This is a genomic window from Clostridium autoethanogenum DSM 10061, assembly GCF_001484725.1.
Taxonomy (GTDB): domain Bacteria; phylum Bacillota; class Clostridia; order Clostridiales; family Clostridiaceae; genus Clostridium_B; species Clostridium_B ljungdahlii.
Genome location: NZ_CP012395.1, coordinates 1709462 through 1729111, shown reverse-complemented (window position 1 = coordinate 1729111; position 19650 = coordinate 1709462). Strand labels below are relative to the sequence as shown.

General features: G+C 31.9%; 14 protein-coding genes and 1 pseudogene. 14 read left to right on the top strand and 1 reads right to left on the bottom strand.

Features of this window, described 5'->3' with window-relative positions:
* The first annotated feature begins 8 nt into the window (after window positions 1-8).
* The 9 genes from acsV to CLAU_RS07710 all read left to right on the top strand — a co-directional run bounded on the left by acsV (window position 9) and on the right by CLAU_RS07710 (window position 8757).
* A complete protein-coding gene (gene acsV, locus CLAU_RS07750; RefSeq protein WP_023162337.1) occupies window positions 9-1943 on the top strand; it encodes a corrinoid activation/regeneration protein AcsV in 1935 nt (644 codons plus the stop codon).
* A 196-nt stretch (window positions 1944-2139) separates the two neighbouring features.
* Window positions 2140-2334, top strand: coding sequence for a CooT family nickel-binding protein (locus CLAU_RS07745; RefSeq protein WP_013240356.1), 195 nt, complete (start codon window positions 2140-2142; stop codon window positions 2332-2334).
* Window positions 2335-2357: 23 nt separating this feature from the next.
* Window positions 2358-2702: a DUF8180 domain-containing protein gene (locus tag CLAU_RS07740; RefSeq protein WP_023162336.1), complete on the top strand. Its 345-nt coding sequence runs from the start codon at window positions 2358-2360 to the stop codon at window positions 2700-2702.
* Window positions 2703-3064: 362 nt separating this feature from the next.
* Window positions 3065-3700 (top strand): DUF3786 domain-containing protein, encoded by a 636-nt coding sequence (locus tag CLAU_RS07735; RefSeq protein WP_023162335.1) that lies wholly within the window; start codon window positions 3065-3067, stop codon window positions 3698-3700.
* 18 nt (window positions 3701-3718) lie between these two features.
* Window positions 3719-4561, top strand: coding sequence for a formate/nitrite transporter family protein (locus CLAU_RS07730; RefSeq protein ID WP_029170173.1), 843 nt, complete (start codon window positions 3719-3721; stop codon window positions 4559-4561).
* Window positions 4562-4760: 199 nt separating this feature from the next.
* The gene (locus CLAU_RS07725) at window positions 4761-6215 is read left to right on the top strand and encodes an NAD(P)/FAD-dependent oxidoreductase (protein WP_023162334.1); all 1455 of its coding nucleotides are present in this window, start codon (window positions 4761-4763) and stop codon (window positions 6213-6215) included.
* A 194-nt stretch (window positions 6216-6409) separates the two neighbouring features.
* On the top strand, window positions 6410-7675 hold the full coding sequence (locus CLAU_RS07720) for an NAD(P)/FAD-dependent oxidoreductase (RefSeq protein ID WP_023162333.1): 1266 nt from the start codon (window positions 6410-6412) through the stop codon (window positions 7673-7675).
* A 1-nt stretch (window position 7676) separates the two neighbouring features.
* On the top strand, window positions 7677-8051 hold the full coding sequence (locus CLAU_RS07715; RefSeq protein WP_023162332.1) for a DUF1667 domain-containing protein: 375 nt from the start codon (window positions 7677-7679) through the stop codon (window positions 8049-8051).
* A gap of 121 nt (window positions 8052-8172) precedes the next feature.
* A complete protein-coding gene (locus CLAU_RS07710) occupies window positions 8173-8757 on the top strand; it encodes a DUF1836 domain-containing protein (protein WP_023162331.1) in 585 nt (194 codons plus the stop codon).
* Window positions 8758-8997: 240 nt separating this feature from the next.
* On the opposite strand, the gene CLAU_RS07705 is transcribed toward CLAU_RS07710, so the two are convergent.
* The gene (locus CLAU_RS07705; protein WP_029170172.1) at window positions 8998-9627 is read right to left on the bottom strand and encodes a RusA family crossover junction endodeoxyribonuclease; all 630 of its coding nucleotides are present in this window, start codon (window positions 9625-9627) and stop codon (window positions 8998-9000) included.
* 449 nt (window positions 9628-10076) lie between these two features.
* Here CLAU_RS07705 and tsaD point away from each other — a divergent pair, with 449 nt between their 5' ends.
* From tsaD to CLAU_RS07685, 5 genes and pseudogenes are all read left to right on the top strand, one after another.
* On the top strand, window positions 10077-11102 hold the full coding sequence (gene tsaD, locus CLAU_RS07700) for a tRNA (adenosine(37)-N6)-threonylcarbamoyltransferase complex transferase subunit TsaD (RefSeq protein WP_023162329.1): 1026 nt from the start codon (window positions 10077-10079) through the stop codon (window positions 11100-11102).
* Window positions 11103-12089: 987 nt separating this feature from the next.
* Entirely contained in the window at window positions 12090-15527 is a 3438-nt protein-coding gene (locus CLAU_RS07695; protein WP_023162328.1) for a pyruvate carboxylase, read from the top strand.
* A gap of 174 nt (window positions 15528-15701) precedes the next feature.
* Entirely contained in the window at window positions 15702-16514 is an 813-nt protein-coding gene (gene proC / locus CLAU_RS07690; RefSeq protein WP_023162327.1) for a pyrroline-5-carboxylate reductase, read from the top strand.
* Between the two features lie 38 nt (window positions 16515-16552).
* Window positions 16553-16642, top strand: a pseudogene (locus CLAU_RS21495) (patatin family protein); the annotation flags it as partial.
* 22 nt (window positions 16643-16664) lie between these two features.
* Window positions 16665-19586 carry an insulinase family protein gene (locus tag CLAU_RS07685; RefSeq protein ID WP_023162326.1) on the top strand — a complete coding sequence of 974 codons (2922 nt, stop codon included), beginning with the start codon at window positions 16665-16667 and terminating at the stop codon, window positions 19584-19586.
* The last annotated feature ends 64 nt before the right edge of the window (window positions 19587-19650 follow it).

The following is a 19650-nucleotide window of genomic DNA, read 5'->3' as shown; positions in this document are numbered from 1 at the left end:
CACAAAATATGGTAAAAGTTAAATTTACTCCATACAACAAAGAAATAGATGTTTTAGAAGGAGAAAACCTGCTGGAGGCTATCAGAAAAGCAGGTGTATTTATAGACACTCCATGTAATGGAAGTGGGTCCTGTGGAAAATGTAAAGTTAAGATAACAACTGGAAGTGTTATATCAGAAGATAGCAGGCACATTACAGAAAAGGAAAAAAAGGAAGGATATGTGCTTGCTTGTCAGTGCAAAGTTAAAGAAAATATAGTAGTAGAAATACCAGGAACTGCATCCTCTTCAATGCATGGAATGAAAATAGAAGATTTCTCAAGCAAGAGAGAATATGATATATTTGAAAGAGCTAAAAATCAAATATTAAAATGTGGTATGGAATTTAAGACTTATGTAAGGAAGGACTATTTAGAGTTAGATCTTCCTAATTTAAATGATAATATATCTGATTTTGAAAGATTAAAAAGGCATATTAAAAATCATTTAAATTGTAATAATGTATTTTGTAGATTACCCATATTGAGGAAGATACCTCAGCTTTTGAGAGAGGCAGATTTTAAAGTAACCATAACTCATATACCTAGAGGAGTAGGTAAAACTACAATTATTGATATAGAAAAAGGGGATACGACAGATAAGATTTATGGAGTGGCAGTGGATATTGGCACTACATCTGTGGCAGCGTGCTTGGTGGATTTATACAATGGTGAATTAATTGCAAAAGCTTCATCTGGAAATGCTCAAATAAAGTATGGAGCAGATGTTATAAACAGAATAATGTATTCTACTAAAGGTAACGGACTACAGGAATTGAATAATGCAGTGATACAGGAAACTATAAATCCCCTCTTAAATAAGATGTATATGGATTCAGGAATAAGAAAGGAACAAGTGGTATCCTTTGTTACGGCTGGTAATACAACTATGTCTCATCTTTTTTTGGGGTTGTATTCAAATTTTTTAAGAATGGAGCCATATATACCTGCTTTTGTTAAGACTCCTTTTATAAAAGCTTCCGAACTAAATATAGAAGTTAACCCTGAAACATTTATATATTTGATCCCTTGTGTAGCAAGTTATGTTGGGGGAGATATAACTGCAGGTGTATTGTCTTCGGGAATGTGGAATACTGAAGATAATATACTATTTATAGATTTAGGAACAAACGGTGAGATTGTATTTGGTAATAAAGAATATCTGATGACCTGTGCTTGTTCTGCAGGACCTGCCTTTGAAGGTGGAGAAATAAGTTGTGGAATGAGGGCATCAGGAGGTGCCATAGAAAAGGTAAAAATAGGTAGTGACTATGAACCTATAATTAGCGTTATTGGCAATGAAAAGCCTCTTGGAATATGTGGGTCAGGTATTATAGATTTAATATGTTCAATGATGTTTGCAGGAATTATCGATAGGAAGGGCAAAATAGTAAAAAATTTAAAAACTAATAGAGTTAGATTTGATGAAAACGGAATTGGGGAGTATATTTTAGTTTTTAAAGAACAATATGATTTGGATAGAGATGTAAGTATAACAGATGTGGATATAGACAATTTTATCAGAGCAAAAGCAGCAATTTATTCTGGAATTACTACACTTTTAAACAACCTGGGAATGGATTTTACCATGATTGATAAAATCTATATAGCAGGAGGTATAGGAAATAGTTTAAATATAGATAATGCTGTAAAGATAGGAATGCTGCCTGATATAGATCAGCATAAAATAAATTATATAGGTAATAGTTCTCTTATGGGATGTTATTTGACACTGATGAGTGAGGATGCAAGGCACAAATTGGAGCAGATAGCAAATCATATGACCTATGTGGAGCTTAGCGTAGATCCATTATATATGGATCAATTTGTATCAGCTTGTTTTTTACCACATACGGATATAGAAAAATTTCCTACTGTTAAGAAGCTTTTAGATAAATCTATTTAGTCATATTGAAATTAATATATTATCATTTCATCGTTATGTTATTTTAATAACATAGTAAAAGGAGTATACTTAAATTGAAAGTTAATTTTTAACTTAGGGTAAACATTTATTCTGATATCAGATTAAGCAAATGCTTTACCTGGTATCAGAATTAGTACCCTGCTTATGTGTAAAATTTAAGAGGAGGTAATTGAAAATGTGTGAATCAACAGCTTATTTGGTAACACCTGAAGGTGAACGTAAAATTATGGATTATGTAGTGGATATAGTTCCAAAAGAAAATGGTAAGTTGTCATTGACAGACATTTTAGGAGAAGAAGAGATAATAGAGGGAATGTTAAAGGAAGTAAGACTTTTGGAGCATAAGATTGTAATAGAAAAAGCAATGTAGCTATTGTATAAGGAGGTACTATAATGAACAACGAACATGAATGCCACCATCATCATGACAATACACCTCATACTCATGAACATTATCATGATGGTATAGCTCATACTCATACACATGTTCACGATGATGATCATCATCATACACATGAAATGTTAGATGGTGATGAAAGTAAGGAAGAAAAAACATTAAAGATACTTTTAAGTCATTGGGTAGAGCATAATAAATCCCATGAAGAGGGATTTGCAGAATGGGTAGACAAAGCAAAAAATATGGGAAAAGTAGAAACTTCACAATTTATTGAAAAGGCAATCGGTTTTATGAAACAAGCTGACAATATGTTGGAAGAAGCGGAAAAGCATATGGAATAGCTTAGCTTAAGTTTGTTAAACAACTTCAATTTTATCAATGAATCTTACTTAGTGGGACCCACTAAGTTTAGATGAATTATCTAGGGGCGTAGCTACTGTTATGCACAGCATAAGAACTCTAAATCGCTAAAGCTCAAGAGTTCTAGTATCTCCCATTTTGATAGAAAAGCAGATATTCCAAATCTTTGATTTGGTATAGTCGCTTTCGCTGTGTGCGTGGAAGAGTTACAGTAGATAGCCATCAGATGAAAAGATATAGGATTGAAGTTGTTTAATCCTATATACCATCTATGGAGGAGATTATATAATTATTAGAAAATTTAAAAAATAATAATGCTATTTGTTTTGGAGGGGTGTAATAGATGTACAAGAATGGTATAGACAAAAAACCAAAGGATGAAATACCCTATGATCACTATAAAAGTATATTTAAGAATTTTGAACCTGAAATAATGGCAAAAAATACAGGGTGTGTATACAATGAATCCAGAGGAGAAATAGAAGTAAAGTTAATGGGCAAAAATGTAATAGTAAAATATCCTTCCGGTGAGGTTCTTAATGAGGATGGTTCTGAAATAGAAAAATATCCTCCTAAGACTTTAATTTTGAGATATCTGATGCAGGGCAAAGGATTAGCACCTTCTGATAAATATATAACCTATAGAGAAGTGGATGGCGGAAATGTATATTATAATAATTTTTATGGGAGATGTCTATTAAGATTATCTAAAACCTTTGGAAACAATATAAACAAATTTAAAGAAGTGTTTGAAAATTTAGAAGCTCAAGAAGTAAGCATGGGGGATGCTGCTTATAAATTTAGATTTTTAAACAACATATATGTTATTTTTGCATTATGGGAAGGTGATGAAGAATTTGCACCTTCGTCCCAGATATTATTCAATAGTAATGTGCCATTTTATTTTACGGCTGAAGATTTAGCTGTGGTAGGAGACACATCTATAGGAATTATAACAAATTTAGCATATAAAAAATAAGAGATGGGGGTCTCGAAAATGGAAAGTAATATGTTAAAGCCAAATGAAATATGTAATGCTGCTGTAGGAGCGGGTTGTTCTAAAGCAGCACTAAAGACTTATCAACAAGCAGTACTTGGAATACTCGCGGGGGCGTTTATTGCATGTGGTGGTGTTGTTTCTGCCGTTGCATCTCATGGTATAACAAATGTTGGAGTTGCAAAGTTTGTAGGGGGAGCTGTCTTCCCGGTAGGACTTATGCTAGTAGTTATATGTGGAGCAGAGCTTTTTACAGGAAATTGTCTTATGGTTGTACCACTAGTTGGCAAGGAGATAACCTTTAAGCCTATGATTAAAAACTGGATAGTAGTCTATATATTTAATTTTATAGGATCAGTTCTTGTAGCTTTTTTGGTATTTGAATCAGGGACTTTTGGCATGAGTAGTGGAAAGCTTGGTGGAACGGTTATAAAGGTAGCTTCCACTAAGGCATCACTTTCTTTTGGATCTGCTTTCTGTAGCGGAATAATGTGTAATTTTTTAGTATGTCTTGCAGTGTGGGGGGCTTTTGCAGCTAAAGATATAATAAGTAAAATTGTAATAATATGGTTTCCTATAATGACTTTTGTAACTTGTGGATTTGAGCATAGTGTTGCTAATATGTACTTTTTAACAGCTGGACTTTTTGCAAAATCCAATGCTTCATTTGTAGCAGCATCAGGTATTTCACAAGATAAAATAGTATCTGCAGCTGGAATAGTTCATAATTTAATACCTGTAACTTTAGGTAATATAGTTGGAGGATCAATATTTGTTGGATTAGCATATTTTGTTGTTTATAAATATAAATCTTCTAAACCAAAGGAGAGCGTATATAAATAAGGCATTTTTATACCCTTAATTGTTATTTAATTATCATTCTTTATTCTTGAATAGTGTGATCGTATATGTTAAACTTAATTTAATACTAAGAAATGTGGTTATGACAAAGAAAAAAGAGAGCCAAAATTTTAAGACATTTAACTGGTGCCTTAAGGTTGGCTCTTTTTATTTTTTACTAGTACATAAGGAGGAATATTCAGTGTTTGATGTTACTATTATAGGAGCTGGAGTTGTTGGAAATGCCGTAGCAAGAGAGTTATGTAGATATAAACTTAATATATGTGTTGTAGAAAAAGATTCTGATGTGGGAAATGGTACTAGCAAAGCAAATAGTGGTATAGTTCATGCGGGATTTGATGCAGAACCCAATACGTTAAAAAGTAAATTAAATGTAATTGGAAATAGTATGTTTGATAACCTTTCTAAAGAATTAGACTTCACATTTAAAAAAGTTGGTTCATTAGTGCTTTGCTTTAATAAATCTGAGGTGAGGAATCTGGAGAAATTAAAACAGCAGGGAATTGAAAATGGAGTTCCTGATCTTGAAATAATAGATGGGGATAAAGTAAGAGAATTAGAACCCAATATATCAAAGAAAGCAGTTGCTGCACTATATGCTCCAACGGGAGGAATAGTTTGTCCTTATGAAATGACTATAGCATTGGCTGAAAACGCTGCTGTAAATGGAGTAAAGTTTAGATTAAATACAAAGGTAATGTCTTTAAAAAAGGATAAATATGGTTACTTGATAAAGACTAATAAGGGAGATATAGAAACAAAACTTGTAGTAAATGCAGCAGGAGTGTTTTCAGATGAAATAAATAATATGATAAGTGATAGAAAGATTAAAATAATTCCAAGGAAAGGTGAGTATTGTTTATTTGATAAATCAGTAGGAGATACTGTTTTAAGGACTATATTTCAGCTGCCTACTAAAAAGGGAAAAGGAGTTTTAGTTACTCCTACAGTAGATGGAAATTTGCTTATAGGGCCTGATGCAGAAGATATAGAAGATAAAACAGACTTAACTACTACAAGTAGGGGGATAGATTTTGTAATTTCTAAGGCAGCTTTAAGTGTAAATAAGCTGCAAATGAAACAGATTATAACTTCTTTTTCTGGGCTTAGGGCACATAGTACAGAAGGAGACTTTATAATTGGAGAAGCAGAGGATGCGGAGAATTTTATAAATGCAGCAGGTATTGAATCACCTGGTTTAACCAGTTCTCCTGCTATAGCAGAAATGGTTAGAGATATTGTAGTTAGTAAGTTAAAACCAGAAAAGAACGATAAATTTAACCCTATAAGAAAAGGAATACCTAAATTTAGAGAAATGACAAATGAAGAGAGAAAACGTATGATTGCCAGTAACCCAAAGTATGGTAAAATTATATGTAGATGCGAAACTGTTACAGAAGGAGAAATATTAGATGCCATAAGGAGACCTCTTGGTGCAAGAACAATGGATGCTGTGAAAAAGAGAACTAGGTCAGGCATGGGAAGATGTCAGTCAGGATTTTGCTCACCAAGAGTAGTTGAGATTTTGGCAAGAGAATTGAAGATCTCACCACAAGAAGTAACTAAATTTGGAAATCATTCAAATATATTAGTAGGGAAAGATAAACAGAGTTCTTGGCATCAGATGGAGTTTTGACTCCACCTAATGATTAGAAATCGTTATCCAGGGACGTAGCTGCTCTTTACTCTCACTTGGAGAAGTGGGCGTATTAGAGCAGGTAGTCATCGGATAAAGAAGGAGCGAATCGCTTTCACTGTGTGTGATGGGAGAGTTATGGATGGGCAGCGGGTAGCCATCAGATAAATTAGGATGATTTGGAGGTTTAAAATATGCAAGAATATGATGTAGTAATAATAGGAGGCGGACCTGCAGGGCTTGCAGCTGCTATATCAGTTAAAGAAGCAGGGATAGATAATATACTTATATTAGAAAGAGAAAATGAGCTGGGGGGAATATTAAATCAATGTATTCATAATGGGTTTGGTCTCCATACTTTTAAAGAAGAATTGACAGGACCTGAATATGCTCAGAGATTTATAGATAAGATAGAAGATTTAAAGATACAATATAAGTTAAATACTATGGTGCTTGATTTGAATAAAGATAAGTGTATAACGGCTGTCAATGAAGAAGAAGGTATAATTGAAATAAAGGCTAAATCTATAATTTTATCTATGGGATGTAGGGAAAGACCAAGAGGGGCCATAAATATACCAGGAAGCAGATGTGCTGGAATATATACAGCGGGAGCAGCTCAAAAATTTGTAAATGTAGAAGGATATATGCCGGGAAAGGAAGTTGTAATACTTGGTTCTGGTGATATAGGTCTCATAATGGCAAGAAGAATGACGCTTGAGGGGGCAAAGGTAAAAGCAGTTGTGGAACTTTTACCTTATTCTAGCGGGCTTAAGAGAAATATAGTGCAGTGCCTTGATGATTTTGAAATTCCACTGAGGTTAAGCTATACCGTAATAGATATAAAGGGAAAGAAAAGAGTAGAAGGCGTGACTATTGCTGCAGTAGGTAAAGATAGAAAGCCTGTTGAGGGTACTGAAGAATATATACCTTGTGATACTTTACTTTTATCTGTTGGACTTTTGCCGGAAAATGAACTTTCGAGAAAAGCTGAAATAAATTTATCTGATGTAACAGGAGGACCTGTAGTCGATGAAAGTTTGGAGACTAATGTAGACGGAATATTTGCCTGTGGAAATGTATTGCATGTTCATGATTTAGTTGATAATGTAACATTAGAAAGCATAAATGCAGGTAAGAATGCAGCTAGATATGTAAAAGGTGGAAAAAGATTTAGCGGACATAAAATAGAAGTTATAGCTGCTAGTGGTGTCAGGTATACAGTACCAAAGTATATAAATCCTAAAAATGTAGAAAAGTCAGTAGATGTTAGATTTAGAGTAGGGGATGTATTTAAAGATAGTTTTATATCAGTTTATTTTGATAAGACCAGAGAAATGTATATAAAAAAGAGGATACTTACTCCAGGAAAAATGGAAACAGTTAATATTAGTAAAGAGCTGCTGAATAAATATACGAATTGTAGGGAGATAACAATAAAGCTGGAAAGGGAGCAGTAGTATGAGTACAAGAGAATTAACTTGTATAGGATGTCCTATGGGATGTCAGCTTTTAGTTAAGCTTAATAAGGATAAAGTTGTAGAAGTTGCTGGAAACACCTGTAAAAATGGAAAAGAGTATGGAGAAAAGGAATGTACTAATCCTACTAGGATAGTTACTTCTTCTGTATATGTAGAAGGCGGAGAAATAGATGTACTTCCGGTTAAAACAGAAATGGACATCCCTAAAGACAGGGTATTTGATTGTATAAAGCTGCTCAAGGGGAAAGTAGTTAAGGCACCTATTAAAATAGGAGATATAATAGTAGAAAATGTAGTAAATTCAGGAATAAATATTATAGCTACGAAAAATGTAAAAAGAAGTAAGAGAAACTAACCTACTTACTTTTTTTGCTACAGTAAGTAAACTGAAGTGTAACAGTAAATAAATATTATTCCAGAAGAATATGTTATAATAATATTGAGAATTTACTGGAGATAAAGCTAGGAGGTATAATATGGATAAAACTACATTAGATGAATTGACAAATCAGCTTGGAAACTTTACACAGTTAAAACTTGAAAGCATACCAGATATAGATTTATACATGGATCAGGTAACTACTTTTATTGAAGAAAAGTTAGGATATTTAAAGAGAAATAAAGAAGATACGGCTATTACTAAAACTATGATAAACAATTATACTAAAGCAGGTATACTAATGCCGCCTAAAAAGAAAAAATATTCTAAGCAGCATATGATACTTATTATATTGACATATTACTTAAAACAAATTTTATCCATAGGTGATATACAGAGCTTATTTTCTTCCCTAGCTGAATCCATAAAAGAAGGAGAAGATCATACAAAAGATTTAGATAAGATATACCAGGATTTTTTGAAAATAGAAAAAATTCAAGTGGAGGACTTTGTAAAAGATTTTAAATCGAAAATTACTGAGAATGATACCTTTAATTGTAACGGGGAAGAATTAGAACAGGATGAAAATAAACTTATAACAGTTGTAGTTATGTTGATTGTAAGGGCGAATATAGAAAAGAAAATGGCGGAAAGTATAATAGATAATTTCTTTGGAAAATAAATTGTGTACATAAATTTGCAGACTTGCAAATTTATCCGATGACTACCTGCTCTAATACTTCCACTTCTCCAAGTGTACGTTGCGAGCAGCTACGTCTCTGGATAACGATTTTCCCTAAAGGATAACGCCTTCTAAGTGCTGAAGCACTAAGAATCTTGTTAATAAGCATTAGGTGGAGTCAAAACTCCATCTAATGCCAAGAACTCTGTTTATGTACAAGTACAATAATAGTTTAAAAAATTATTTAAATAGTTTATTAAAACAATCTTTGCAAATCATGACTGTACCTTTGTTTGCAGATATTAGTTCACTACTACTTACTGATTTTTGACAAATTTCACATATACTATGTTCATGCCCCTCATGGAAACTGGATGTTTTTTTAGTGTTTTTAAAACTTCTTTTTTTATTTGGAGGAGGTGAGTAGTTTATAGGTTCATCAATGGTAGTTTTTTTAAAAACATTGTAACTCATGTCATAGGTACTCTCGCCAAATAACTCCAGTTCAAATCTAGGATATTCCTGATCATAATGTTCTTCTATGATCAATCTTCTAATTTGGGCATCATTTATTATGAGTCCACTTTTTTCAATACCATCAAATATACTTTTAGTTATGTTGTTGGTATCAGGATGTCTTTTTTTACTCTTATAGTATACTTTTAAAAGGGCTATAAGGGATTCTTCTATAACTAGTCCAGGATTTTGACTCCTGCATTCATAAGCTATTTCTTCTTCATACAGGGCATATCTGTCGTGATATTTCCCAGAATTATAGGGTAATATAGCCCTTCCATTTACGTTAAACAGCTTAAAATTTGATTTGGATATAGGAGAACCTTTTACTACAATTTTTGCATAAGGTTTAATCATATTTATTTCTCCAGTATATAAAGTTTAGATAATTTAATTCTATCACATATGAAATTTTGACTTAATGTTAAAATATTGCGAAGCAAAGCTTTTGAAAATAGCAAAGTTCAAATAACAAAGAACAGATAAAGATGATTTCCCTCGTACCTCAGGAAATCTATAATTTTAATATTTTCTGACGTTAGGAAGAAAATTATCTTTATTTGATATTTGAACTTTGCACTTTGTTCTTTAAAAAAATTCCTTTGCACAGTTTTTAAAATGTGAAAGTTGAGTTAAATTATAATATGGCTATATTATATCATATGGACTTTAAGTCCCGGGAAATAAAACGGAAATACACTATACTATAAAAAAGATAAGTAGTATAATTCAATGGTAGCTAAACAAGTGGATTAGAGACGAATTTTAATAACTTTATATGAAATGTGGGAAGGTAAGAAATTATGGAAAGAGATATAAAAATACTTGCTATAGAGAGCAGCTGTGATGAAACTTCTGCAGCTGTAGTGGTGAATGGAAGAAATGTTTTGTCTAATATAATATCTTCGCAGATAGATATACATACGAAATTTGGAGGAGTAGTGCCAGAAGTAGCCTCAAGGAAACATATAGAGGTTGTAAGTCTTGTAGCACAGCAGGCTATTGAAAAGGCTGGTATTACATTTGATGATATAGATGCTGTAGGAGTTACTTATGGACCAGGACTTGTAGGGGCACTCCTTGTAGGACTTCAGTATGCAAAGGGTTTGGCTTATGCACTTAACAAGCCTTTAATAGGAGTAAATCACATAGAAGGACATATAAGTGCTAATTTTATACAATATAAAGATTTAAAACCGCCTTTTGTATGTATGGTTGTATCTGGAGGGCATACTTATTTGGTTTATATGAAGGACTATGGAAAATTTGAGGTTATGGGTCAAACTAGAGATGATGCGGCTGGAGAAGCCTATGATAAAGTTGCAAGGGCTATTGGACTTGGGTATCCAGGAGGACCTAAAATTGATAAGTTAGCGAAAGAAGGAAATCCAGATGCAATTAAATTTCCTAGGGCAAATTTTCATGATGGAAGTTCCCTTGATTTTTCCTTTAGTGGGTTAAAATCTGCTGTGCTAAATTATTTGAATCAAAAGGAAATGAAAAATGAAGAAATAAACAGAGCTGATGTAGCAGCATCGTTTCAAAAGGCTGTAGTAAGCTTTTTAGTAGACAATGCTATGAAGGCATGTAAGTTGAAAAATGTAGATAAAATAGCTGTAGCAGGAGGAGTAGCTGCAAATAGCTGTCTTAGAGAAACTTTAAAAAATGCAGGTCATGAAAGGAATATAGAGGTTTTGTTTCCAGAGATTATATTATGCACGGACAATGGAGCTATGATAGGAAGTGCCGCATATTTTGAATATATGAAAGGGACTAGAAGTCCTCTAAATTTAAATGCAATTCCAAATTTAAAACTAGGAGAAAGATAGAGAAGTTATAGAGTTTCTAGCTTGAAAGTTGACTTATACCAAATCATATAATGACAAATTACATCACCTTAAAAACTTTAATAAGTCTAAAGTTCGGTATTTAGAAAATCTAAGAACCTTAGCTAAACTCGTACCTCAGACATATCTAAGATTCTAAGATTTTCTAAAATACCTCACTAAGACTTATGGAAAAGTTTTCAAAAGTGTCTTCAATTTTGTCATTATATGTTGTGTATAAGTTCAAATTTCAATTAGAATCCAATATAACTATAGAAGAGTTTATAGTTTTCAATGATGAACTGTAAGCTCTTTTATAGTTATATGATGAGGTTTTCTAACTTAAAAAAGTAAACTTATACGTAAGAATATTTTACAATAAACAATTACATTTAAATATTTTGTATATAAGCCTTAGTGGAAAATTTGCTAAAAAACTTAGGCTTTTTGAATTGTCTGAGGTACGAGTTTTCAAAAGGACTTAGGTTTTTACAAATTTTCTGCTTAGACTTATCAAAATATTTAACCGTACTTGTGGTTGTAAAAATATTTGAAGTATAAGTTTATTTTTTGTTAAAAAACTCTATCATGTTGAATAATTTACCACTATATATTGAGTAGCATAAATAAGATATAGAATATACTATTTACAAAATCCATTACACGATATATAATAAATGGTATCGATATTGATTTCATGTATAAAGAAAAATTGCAAATAACATATTAATATATATATTGTCAAACTATAAACTATATATGACGAATTCCATTGTAACGTATACATACAGTATTCATACACTATACAAGAAGATTTTCAAAATAAAACTATTATGCAAGGCAAAAAAAATAAAAATTCAATTGAAATAATTTTAATACTTATATATAATAGTAATGTGACTCAGATATTTAATAATAAATATTAATAAATATTAATAAAAATTAATATTTATACAAAATATATAATTTTTATAAAAGGGGATGGATTACTTGTTAAAGAGGTTTAAGAGGGTTCTTGTAGCGAATAGAGGAGAAATAGCCATAAGAATATTCAGAGCATGCAAAGAATTGGGAATAACTACTGTAGCAATATATTCAAATGAGGATAAGAGATCTCTTTTCAGAACTAAAGCTGATGAATCCTATATGATAGGGAAAAATAAGGGACCTGTAGAAGCATATTTGGATATTGATGAAATAATAGATATAGCTTTGAAGAAAAATGTAGATGCAATACATCCGGGTTATGGATTCCTATCAGAAAATCCTGAATTGGCAAAAAAGTGTAAAGAAGCAGGTATTGAATTTATAGGACCTACATCAGATATGATGGAGATGCTTGGTGATAAGATAAAATCTAAAATTGTTGCACAAAAGGCTGGAGTACCAACAATACCAGGAGTTCAAGAAGCTATAAAGACAGAAGAAGAAGCTTTAAAATTTGCTAACTTCTGTGGATATCCTGTTATGATTAAAGCAGCTGACGGTGGCGGCGGCAGAGGAATGAGAATAGTAAGGGAAGAAAAAGATCTCATAGAATCCTATAACAGTGCTAAAAATGAATCTAGAAAAGCTTTTGGTTCAGAAAAAATATACATTGAAAAATATATTGAAAATCCAAAACACATAGAGGTGCAGGTACTTGGAGATAAGTACGGCAATATTGTTCATCTATATGAAAGAGATTGTTCCATACAGAGAAGACATCAAAAGGTTATAGAATTTACACCATCTTTAGCCCTCTCAGAAGAAAAAAGACAACAAATATGTGAAGATGCTTTAAAAATTGCGAGAACTGTAGGATATACAAGTGCAGGTACCTTGGAGTTTTTAGTTGACAAAAATGAAAATCACTATTTTATAGAGATGAATACTAGAATTCAGGTAGAACACACTGTAACTGAAATGGTTACAGGAATAGATATAGTTCAAGATCAAATACTTATTGCAGAAGGGCATTCACTTGATTCTAAGGAAATAGGAATAAAATCTCAAGATGATATAGAGTTAAAAGGATATGCAATACAATGCAGAATTACTACAGAAGATCCTTTAAATAATTTTGCGCCAGATACAGGAAGAATAGATATGTATAGAACTGGTTCTGGATTTGGTATAAGACTTGATGGAGGAAATGGATTTACAGGTGCAGTAATAAGTCCTTATTATGATAGCTTACTGGTAAAAACTGTATCTTGGTCAAGAACTTTTGAAGATGCTATAAGAAAGGCAATAAGGTCTATAAATGAGACTGTTATATCAGGGGTAAAGACAAATGCAGACTTTATAATAAAAGTGTTAAGTCATGAAAAGTTTATAAAAGGTGAATGTGATACTAATTTTATTGAAGATAATCCAGATTTATTTGATATAAAACCAAAATTAGATAAAGAAATGAGTGTACTTAAATTTATAGGAAATAAAGTAGTAAATGAGACTCGTGGAAAGAAGAAGAAATTTAATATACCTATTGTACCAAAAGTAGAAGAAAATATTAAATTGAGTGGAACAAAGCAAATACTTGATACAAAAGGAGCAGATGGATTAGTTGATTGGATAAAATCACAAGATAAGCTTCTTATTACAGATACTACTATGAGAGACGCTCATCAGTCACTTATGGCAACTAGGGTGAGAACTAGAGATTTGCTTAAGATAGCAAAAGCCCAATCAGCTTTGGCAAACGATCTTTTCTCCATGGAAATGTGGGGAGGAGCAACTTTTGATGTAGCGTATAGATTTTTAAATGAATCTCCTTGGGAAAGACTTGAAAAACTTAGAGAAAAGGTTCCTAATATACTATTCCAGATGCTCATAAGAGGAGCTAATGCAGTAGGATATAAGAACTATCCTGATAATGTTATTAGAGAATTTATAAAACAATCTTCAACTTCAGGCATTGATGTATTTAGAATATTTGATTCACTAAACTGGCTTAAAGGAATGAAAGTTGCTATAGATCAGACATTAAAAGAAGGAAAGATAGCTGAAGCATGCATGTGCTATACAGGAGATGTATTAGATGACAAGGAGGATAAATATACGCTTCAGTACTATATAAACTTAGCTAAAGAAATAGAGAAAACTGGAGCACAGATTCTTGGAATAAAGGATATGTCTGCTTTGTTAAAGCCATATTCTGCTTATAAACTTGTAAAAGCACTTAAGAATGAAATCTCTATTCCAATACATCTTCATACTCATGATACTACAGGTAATGGTGTGGCAACAGTACTTATGGCTGCTGATGCAGGACTTGATATAGCTGATACTGCATTCAATAGTATGTCTGGGCTTACTAGCCAGCCAGCTTTGAATTCAATAGCAGCAGCACTTAAAAATACAAATAGAGATACTAAGTTAGATGCAGATAATCTTCAAAAAATATCTAACTACTGGGAAGATGTAAGACCTATATATAGTCAGTTTGAGTCGGGACTTAAGTCAAGTACTGCAGAAATATACAAGTATGAGATACCAGGAGGCCAGTATTCAAACTTAAAACCTCAGGTTGAAAGTTTTGGGTTGGGAGATCGTTTTGAAGATGTAAAAGAAATGTATAAGAGAGTTAATAAAATGCTTGGAAATATAATTAAAGTAACTCCTTCTTCAAAAATGGTAGGAGATCTGGCTATATTTATGATACAAAATGATTTGGATGAAAAGAATATTTATGAAAAAGGTAAGAATTTAACTTTCCCAGATTCTACAATTTCTTTCTTCAAGGGAATGATGGGTCAGCCTATGGGAGGATTTCCAAAAGAACTTCAAAAAATAGTTCTAAAGGGAGAGGAACCTTTAAAGGGAAGACCAGGAGAATTTTTGCCACCAGAAGATTTTGGCAAGATAGAAGATCATTTAACTAAAAAATATAAGAGAAAATTTGAAAATAAAGAACTCTTGAGTTATGCTATGTATCCTGATGTATTTGAAAATTACCTTAAATTCATAGATGAATATGGTGATCTCAGCAGAATGGAAAGTGAAACATTCTTCTATGGACTTGCAGAAGGAGAACTTTGTGAAGTTGAAATAGGAGAAGGAAAAAGTTTATTTGTACAATTACTAGAGATTACAAAAGTTGACGATGAAGGATATAGATTCTTAGTGTTTGAGGTTAATGGTATTAAGAGAGACATAAGGATAAAAGATAACTTGGCTTTCTCTGGATCAGGAATAAAAGAAAATTCATGTGTTATGGCAGATGAAGATAATGAAAAAGAAATAGGATCAAGTATACCTGGAAACATTGTTAAAGTACTTGTAAAACCAGGAGATAAAGTAGAAGAGGGCCAGAGCTTAATTGTAATAGAAGCTATGAAAATGGAAACAAATGTTTCAGCTGCTGAAGCAGGAGTAATTGATGGAGTATTTGTAAAAGAAGGCCAGAGAGTTAAAACTGGAGAACTTTTAATTAAATTAAAGTAAATAAATATTATTACAAGGTACTATTAGGGTTTCTAATAGTACCTTGTTTTTTAATACTCTATAGCTTAACTTCACTAACTTAACCAGTTATGTTAGAATATATTAATAATGACAATTTAGCGGTGTAAGTTTAGGCATTTGAAAGAAAATAACTTGTAGGAAAGAGGTATGAAGATGAACAAAAATATTGGATTTATTGGATGCGGAAATATGGCTCAAGCTATAATTGGAGGAATAGTAAAGTCAGGATTAATTAACAGTAAAAATATAATGGCAAGTAATAGATCTTATGAAAAACTTAAATCTACTGAAGAGAAATACGGAATTTTGACAGCTAAAAGCAATGATGAAGTGGCTAGATTTTCAGATTTGCTTTTTTTGAGTGTAAAACCAAACATATATAGGAAAGTTATAGAAGAAATAAAAGAAGAAATAAAAGAAGATGTAGTTATTGTTACTATAGCTGCAGGTGTAGATATTAAATCTGTAGAAGGATGGTTCGAAAAGAAATTACCTATAATAAGAACTATGCCAAATACCTCTGCTCAAGTGGGGGAGAGTATGACTGCAGTATGTGTTAATGATGTAGTTAAAGAAGAAGATTTAAATTTTACGGTGGATATTTTTAAAAGCTTAGGAAGAGCGGAAATAGTAGATGAAAAACTTATGGATGCAGTTGTAGGTGTAAGTGGATCTTCAGGCGCCTATGTATATATGTTTATAGAAGCACTGGCAGATGGTGCAGTTTTAAGTGGAATGACAAGAAAAATGGCCTATGAATTTGCAGCACAGTCAGTTTTAGGTGCAGCAAAAATGGTACTTGAGACAGGACAGCATCCGGGAATACTCAAAGATAATGTATGTTCTCCAGCAGGTACAACTATAGATGCAGTTTATTCACTTGAAAAAAATAACTTTAGGGGAACGGTTATTGAAGCTGTGAAAAAATGTACAGAAAAATCAATTGAAATGTCAAAGCGTGTTTGAGGTTATAGTAAGAAAAGTGCAGCTTAAAGTTAGAAAAAGATAAAAATAAACTCACTGAACTATATAATCAAGGGTATAAAGAAGCTTCACAGTGTTATGATAAATTAGAGAAATGGATTGTGGGGTAAATAATAGGAAGGGAGAATTGATATGGATTTAGGAAAAACATACAATGGCTTTAAATTACTAGAGAAGGAAAAATTAGATGAGATAAATTCTGAGGGAATGCTTTTTGAACATGAAAAAAGTGGTGCTAGATTATTTTTCCTAAAAAATGAAGACGACAATAAAGTATTCTCAATAAGTTTTAGGACGCCGCCGGATGACAGCAGAGGTGTTCCACATATACTTGAACATTCTGTATTGTGTGGTTCAAGAAAATTTCCTGTAAAAGAACCTTTTGTAGAACTAGTGAAAGGCTCTCTCAATACTTTTTTAAATGCGATGACATTTCCAGATAAAACAATGTATCCTGTAGCGAGTGTTAATGACAAGGATTTTGTAAATCTTATGGACGTATATTTGGATGCAGTTTTTTATCCTAATATATACAAGTATCCAGAAATCATGATGCAGGAAGGATGGCATTATGAACTTGACAGCAAAGACCAAGACTTAACTTATAAAGGTGTAGTATACAATGAAATGAAAGGTGCCTTTTCATCGCCAGAGTCCATACTTCTTAGAAAAATGATGGAATCTCTCTATCCAGATACTCAATATGGAGTAGAATCTGGAGGAGATCCGGATGTGATACCGGAACTAACCCAACAGCAGTTTGTAGAATTTCATAATAAGTATTATCATCCATCAAATAGTTATATATATTTGTATGGTAACATGGACATTATGGAAAAACTGAAATTTTTAGATGAACAGTATTTAAGTAACTTTACTAAAAAAAATGTAGATTCTACTATATTAAATCAGACTTCTTTTAGTAGTGAGAGACAGATGACAATTAAATATCCTATTTCAAGTAGTGAAAGGGAAGAAGATAAAACATTTTTAAGTATGAATTATTCAGTGGGAAAAGCTGTGGACAGTGAACTGTATCTAGCCTTTGACATATTGGAGCATTTACTTTTAGAAACTCCATCTTCACCTTTAAAAAAAGCATTAATCGATGCCAATATAGGAAAGGATGTATTTGGAGTATTTGAACCAAGTATGCTTCAGCCTATGCTTGGAATAGTATGTAAAAATTCTAATGAAAGTGAAAAAGATAAATTTAAGCAGGTAGTTGAAACTACTTTAAAGGATATGGTTAATAAGGGTATCGATAAAAAACTTGTAGAAGCTTCTTTGAATATAAAGGAATTCCAGCTTAGAGAAGCAGATTATAGGGGATATCCTAAGGGATTAATATATGGAATGAAGTCTATGGACAGTTGGTTGTATGGTGAGAAGCCATGGATTCACTTAAATTATGAAAAAGTATTGGATAAGATAAAATCTGAATTGGACAATAATTATTTTGAAAAACTTATAGATAAATATATTTTAAAAAACAACCATAGATCTATGGTAATAGTTAAACCTGAAAAGGGTCTTGAGGAAAAGAAGGAAAAAGCATTAAAGGAAAAACTAAATAATTTTAAGAAGGGACTTTCAGACAGTGAATTAGAAAAAATAATACAAGATACTCAAAAATTGAAAAAGAGACAGGAAAGTGGGGATAGCAAGGAAGACTTGATGAAAATACCACTTTTGTCCATATCAGATATAGATCCAAAGGCTAAGAGATTGAAACTTGAAGAAAAGGAAGAGGATAAAGTAAAAGTATTGTTTTATCCAACATTCACTAATGGAATTTATTATTTAAACCTTTATTTTGATAGTAATACAGTAAAAGAAGAACTTATTCCATATATATCACTTTTAAGTGCGGTACTTGGAAAAGTCAGCACTGAAAATTGTTATTATGAAGAACTGGCCAAAGAAATAAATATATATACAGGAGGAATAGGTTATTCTGCTCAATCCTTTGGAGAAAATGGAAATAGCCACAAATTCTATCCTAAGTTTGTAGTAAGATCAAAGGTTCTTGTGGATAACTTACCAAAATTAATTTCAATATTGAATGATATAATAAATCATACAAAATTTGAAGAAAAGAAGAGATTGAGAGAAATAATTCAGGAAACTAAATCTAGAATAGAGATGGCTATTTTTGAAAGAGGCCATGTAGTAGCTGCAAATCATGTTTCATCTTATTTTTCGCCTATAAGTAAATATGAAGATATGCTCAGTGGTTTAGAGTTTTATAAATTTATATCAGATTTAGAAAAGAATTTTGATAGTAAGTCAGAGGAAATAAGCAAAAAATTAGAGGAAGTTTCAAATAATATATTTAATAAAAATAACCTGACTGTAAATATAACTTGTGATGAAAAAGATTATGGTAATTTTAAAAGTGCTTCTAAGGATTTATTTCATGAATTAAAAGATAATGAGATATGTAAAGTAGAGTATAATTTTGACTTGAAGCCTAAAAATGAAGGACTTATGACTTCATCTAAAGTTCAATATGTAGCTAAAGCTTATAACTATATAGATCTCGGATATTCTTATAGTGGAAGCCTTCAGGTATTAAGATCCATAGCTAATTATGAATATTTATGGAATCAGGTAAGAGTTCAAGGAGGAGCTTACGGAAGCTTTGCATCTTTTCAGAGAAATGGAAATATGTTTTTTACATCCTATAGAGATCCAAATTTGAAACATACTGTTGAGGTATATGATAATGCAAGTAAGTTCTTTGCAAACTTTAAAGCAGACAGCAGGCAGATGACTAAATATATAATAGGTACTATATCAGATTTGGATTTTCCACTGTCACCTTCTATGAAGGGAGAACGTGCTGCTGAAAACTATATAAGACACATAAGTTATGATGACCTACAAAAGGAAAGAGAAGAAATACTAAGTACTAAGCCTGAGGACATAGCAGGGTTTTCAGAACTTATTTCCAGCGTAATGGACAAAAATAATGTATGTGTACTTGGAAATGAACAAAAAATAAAAGAAAATAAAGATATATTTAATAATATGGTTAGTTTGTTTGAATAAGCATAAAATAAAATAATCCACAGTGTGAATACATATTTATTCACACTGTGGATAACATTTTAAC

Bases quoted from the DNA above. Each gene is read 5' to 3' on its own strand.
- CLAU_RS07730 (WP_029170173.1), top strand. From the start codon at position 3,719: ATGGAAAGTAATATGTTAAAGCCAAATGAAATATGTAATGCTGCTGTA.
- CLAU_RS07710 (WP_023162331.1), top strand. From the start codon at position 8,173: ATGGATAAAACTACATTAGATGAATTGACAAATCAGCTTGGAAACTTT.
- CLAU_RS07715 (WP_023162332.1), top strand. From the start codon at position 7,677: ATGAGTACAAGAGAATTAACTTGTATAGGATGTCCTATGGGATGTCAG.
- CLAU_RS07735 (WP_023162335.1), top strand. From the start codon at position 3,065: ATGTACAAGAATGGTATAGACAAAAAACCAAAGGATGAAATACCCTAT.
- CLAU_RS07745 (WP_013240356.1), top strand. From the start codon at position 2,140: ATGTGTGAATCAACAGCTTATTTGGTAACACCTGAAGGTGAACGTAAA.
- CLAU_RS07740 (WP_023162336.1), top strand. From the start codon at position 2,358: ATGAACAACGAACATGAATGCCACCATCATCATGACAATACACCTCAT.
- tsaD (WP_023162329.1), top strand. From the start codon at position 10,077: ATGGAAAGAGATATAAAAATACTTGCTATAGAGAGCAGCTGTGATGAA.
- CLAU_RS07685 (WP_023162326.1), top strand. From the start codon at position 16,665: ATGGATTTAGGAAAAACATACAATGGCTTTAAATTACTAGAGAAGGAA.
- CLAU_RS07720 (WP_023162333.1), top strand. From the start codon at position 6,410: ATGCAAGAATATGATGTAGTAATAATAGGAGGCGGACCTGCAGGGCTT.
- acsV (WP_023162337.1), top strand. From the start codon at position 9: ATGGTAAAAGTTAAATTTACTCCATACAACAAAGAAATAGATGTTTTA.
- proC (WP_023162327.1), top strand. From the start codon at position 15,702: ATGAACAAAAATATTGGATTTATTGGATGCGGAAATATGGCTCAAGCT.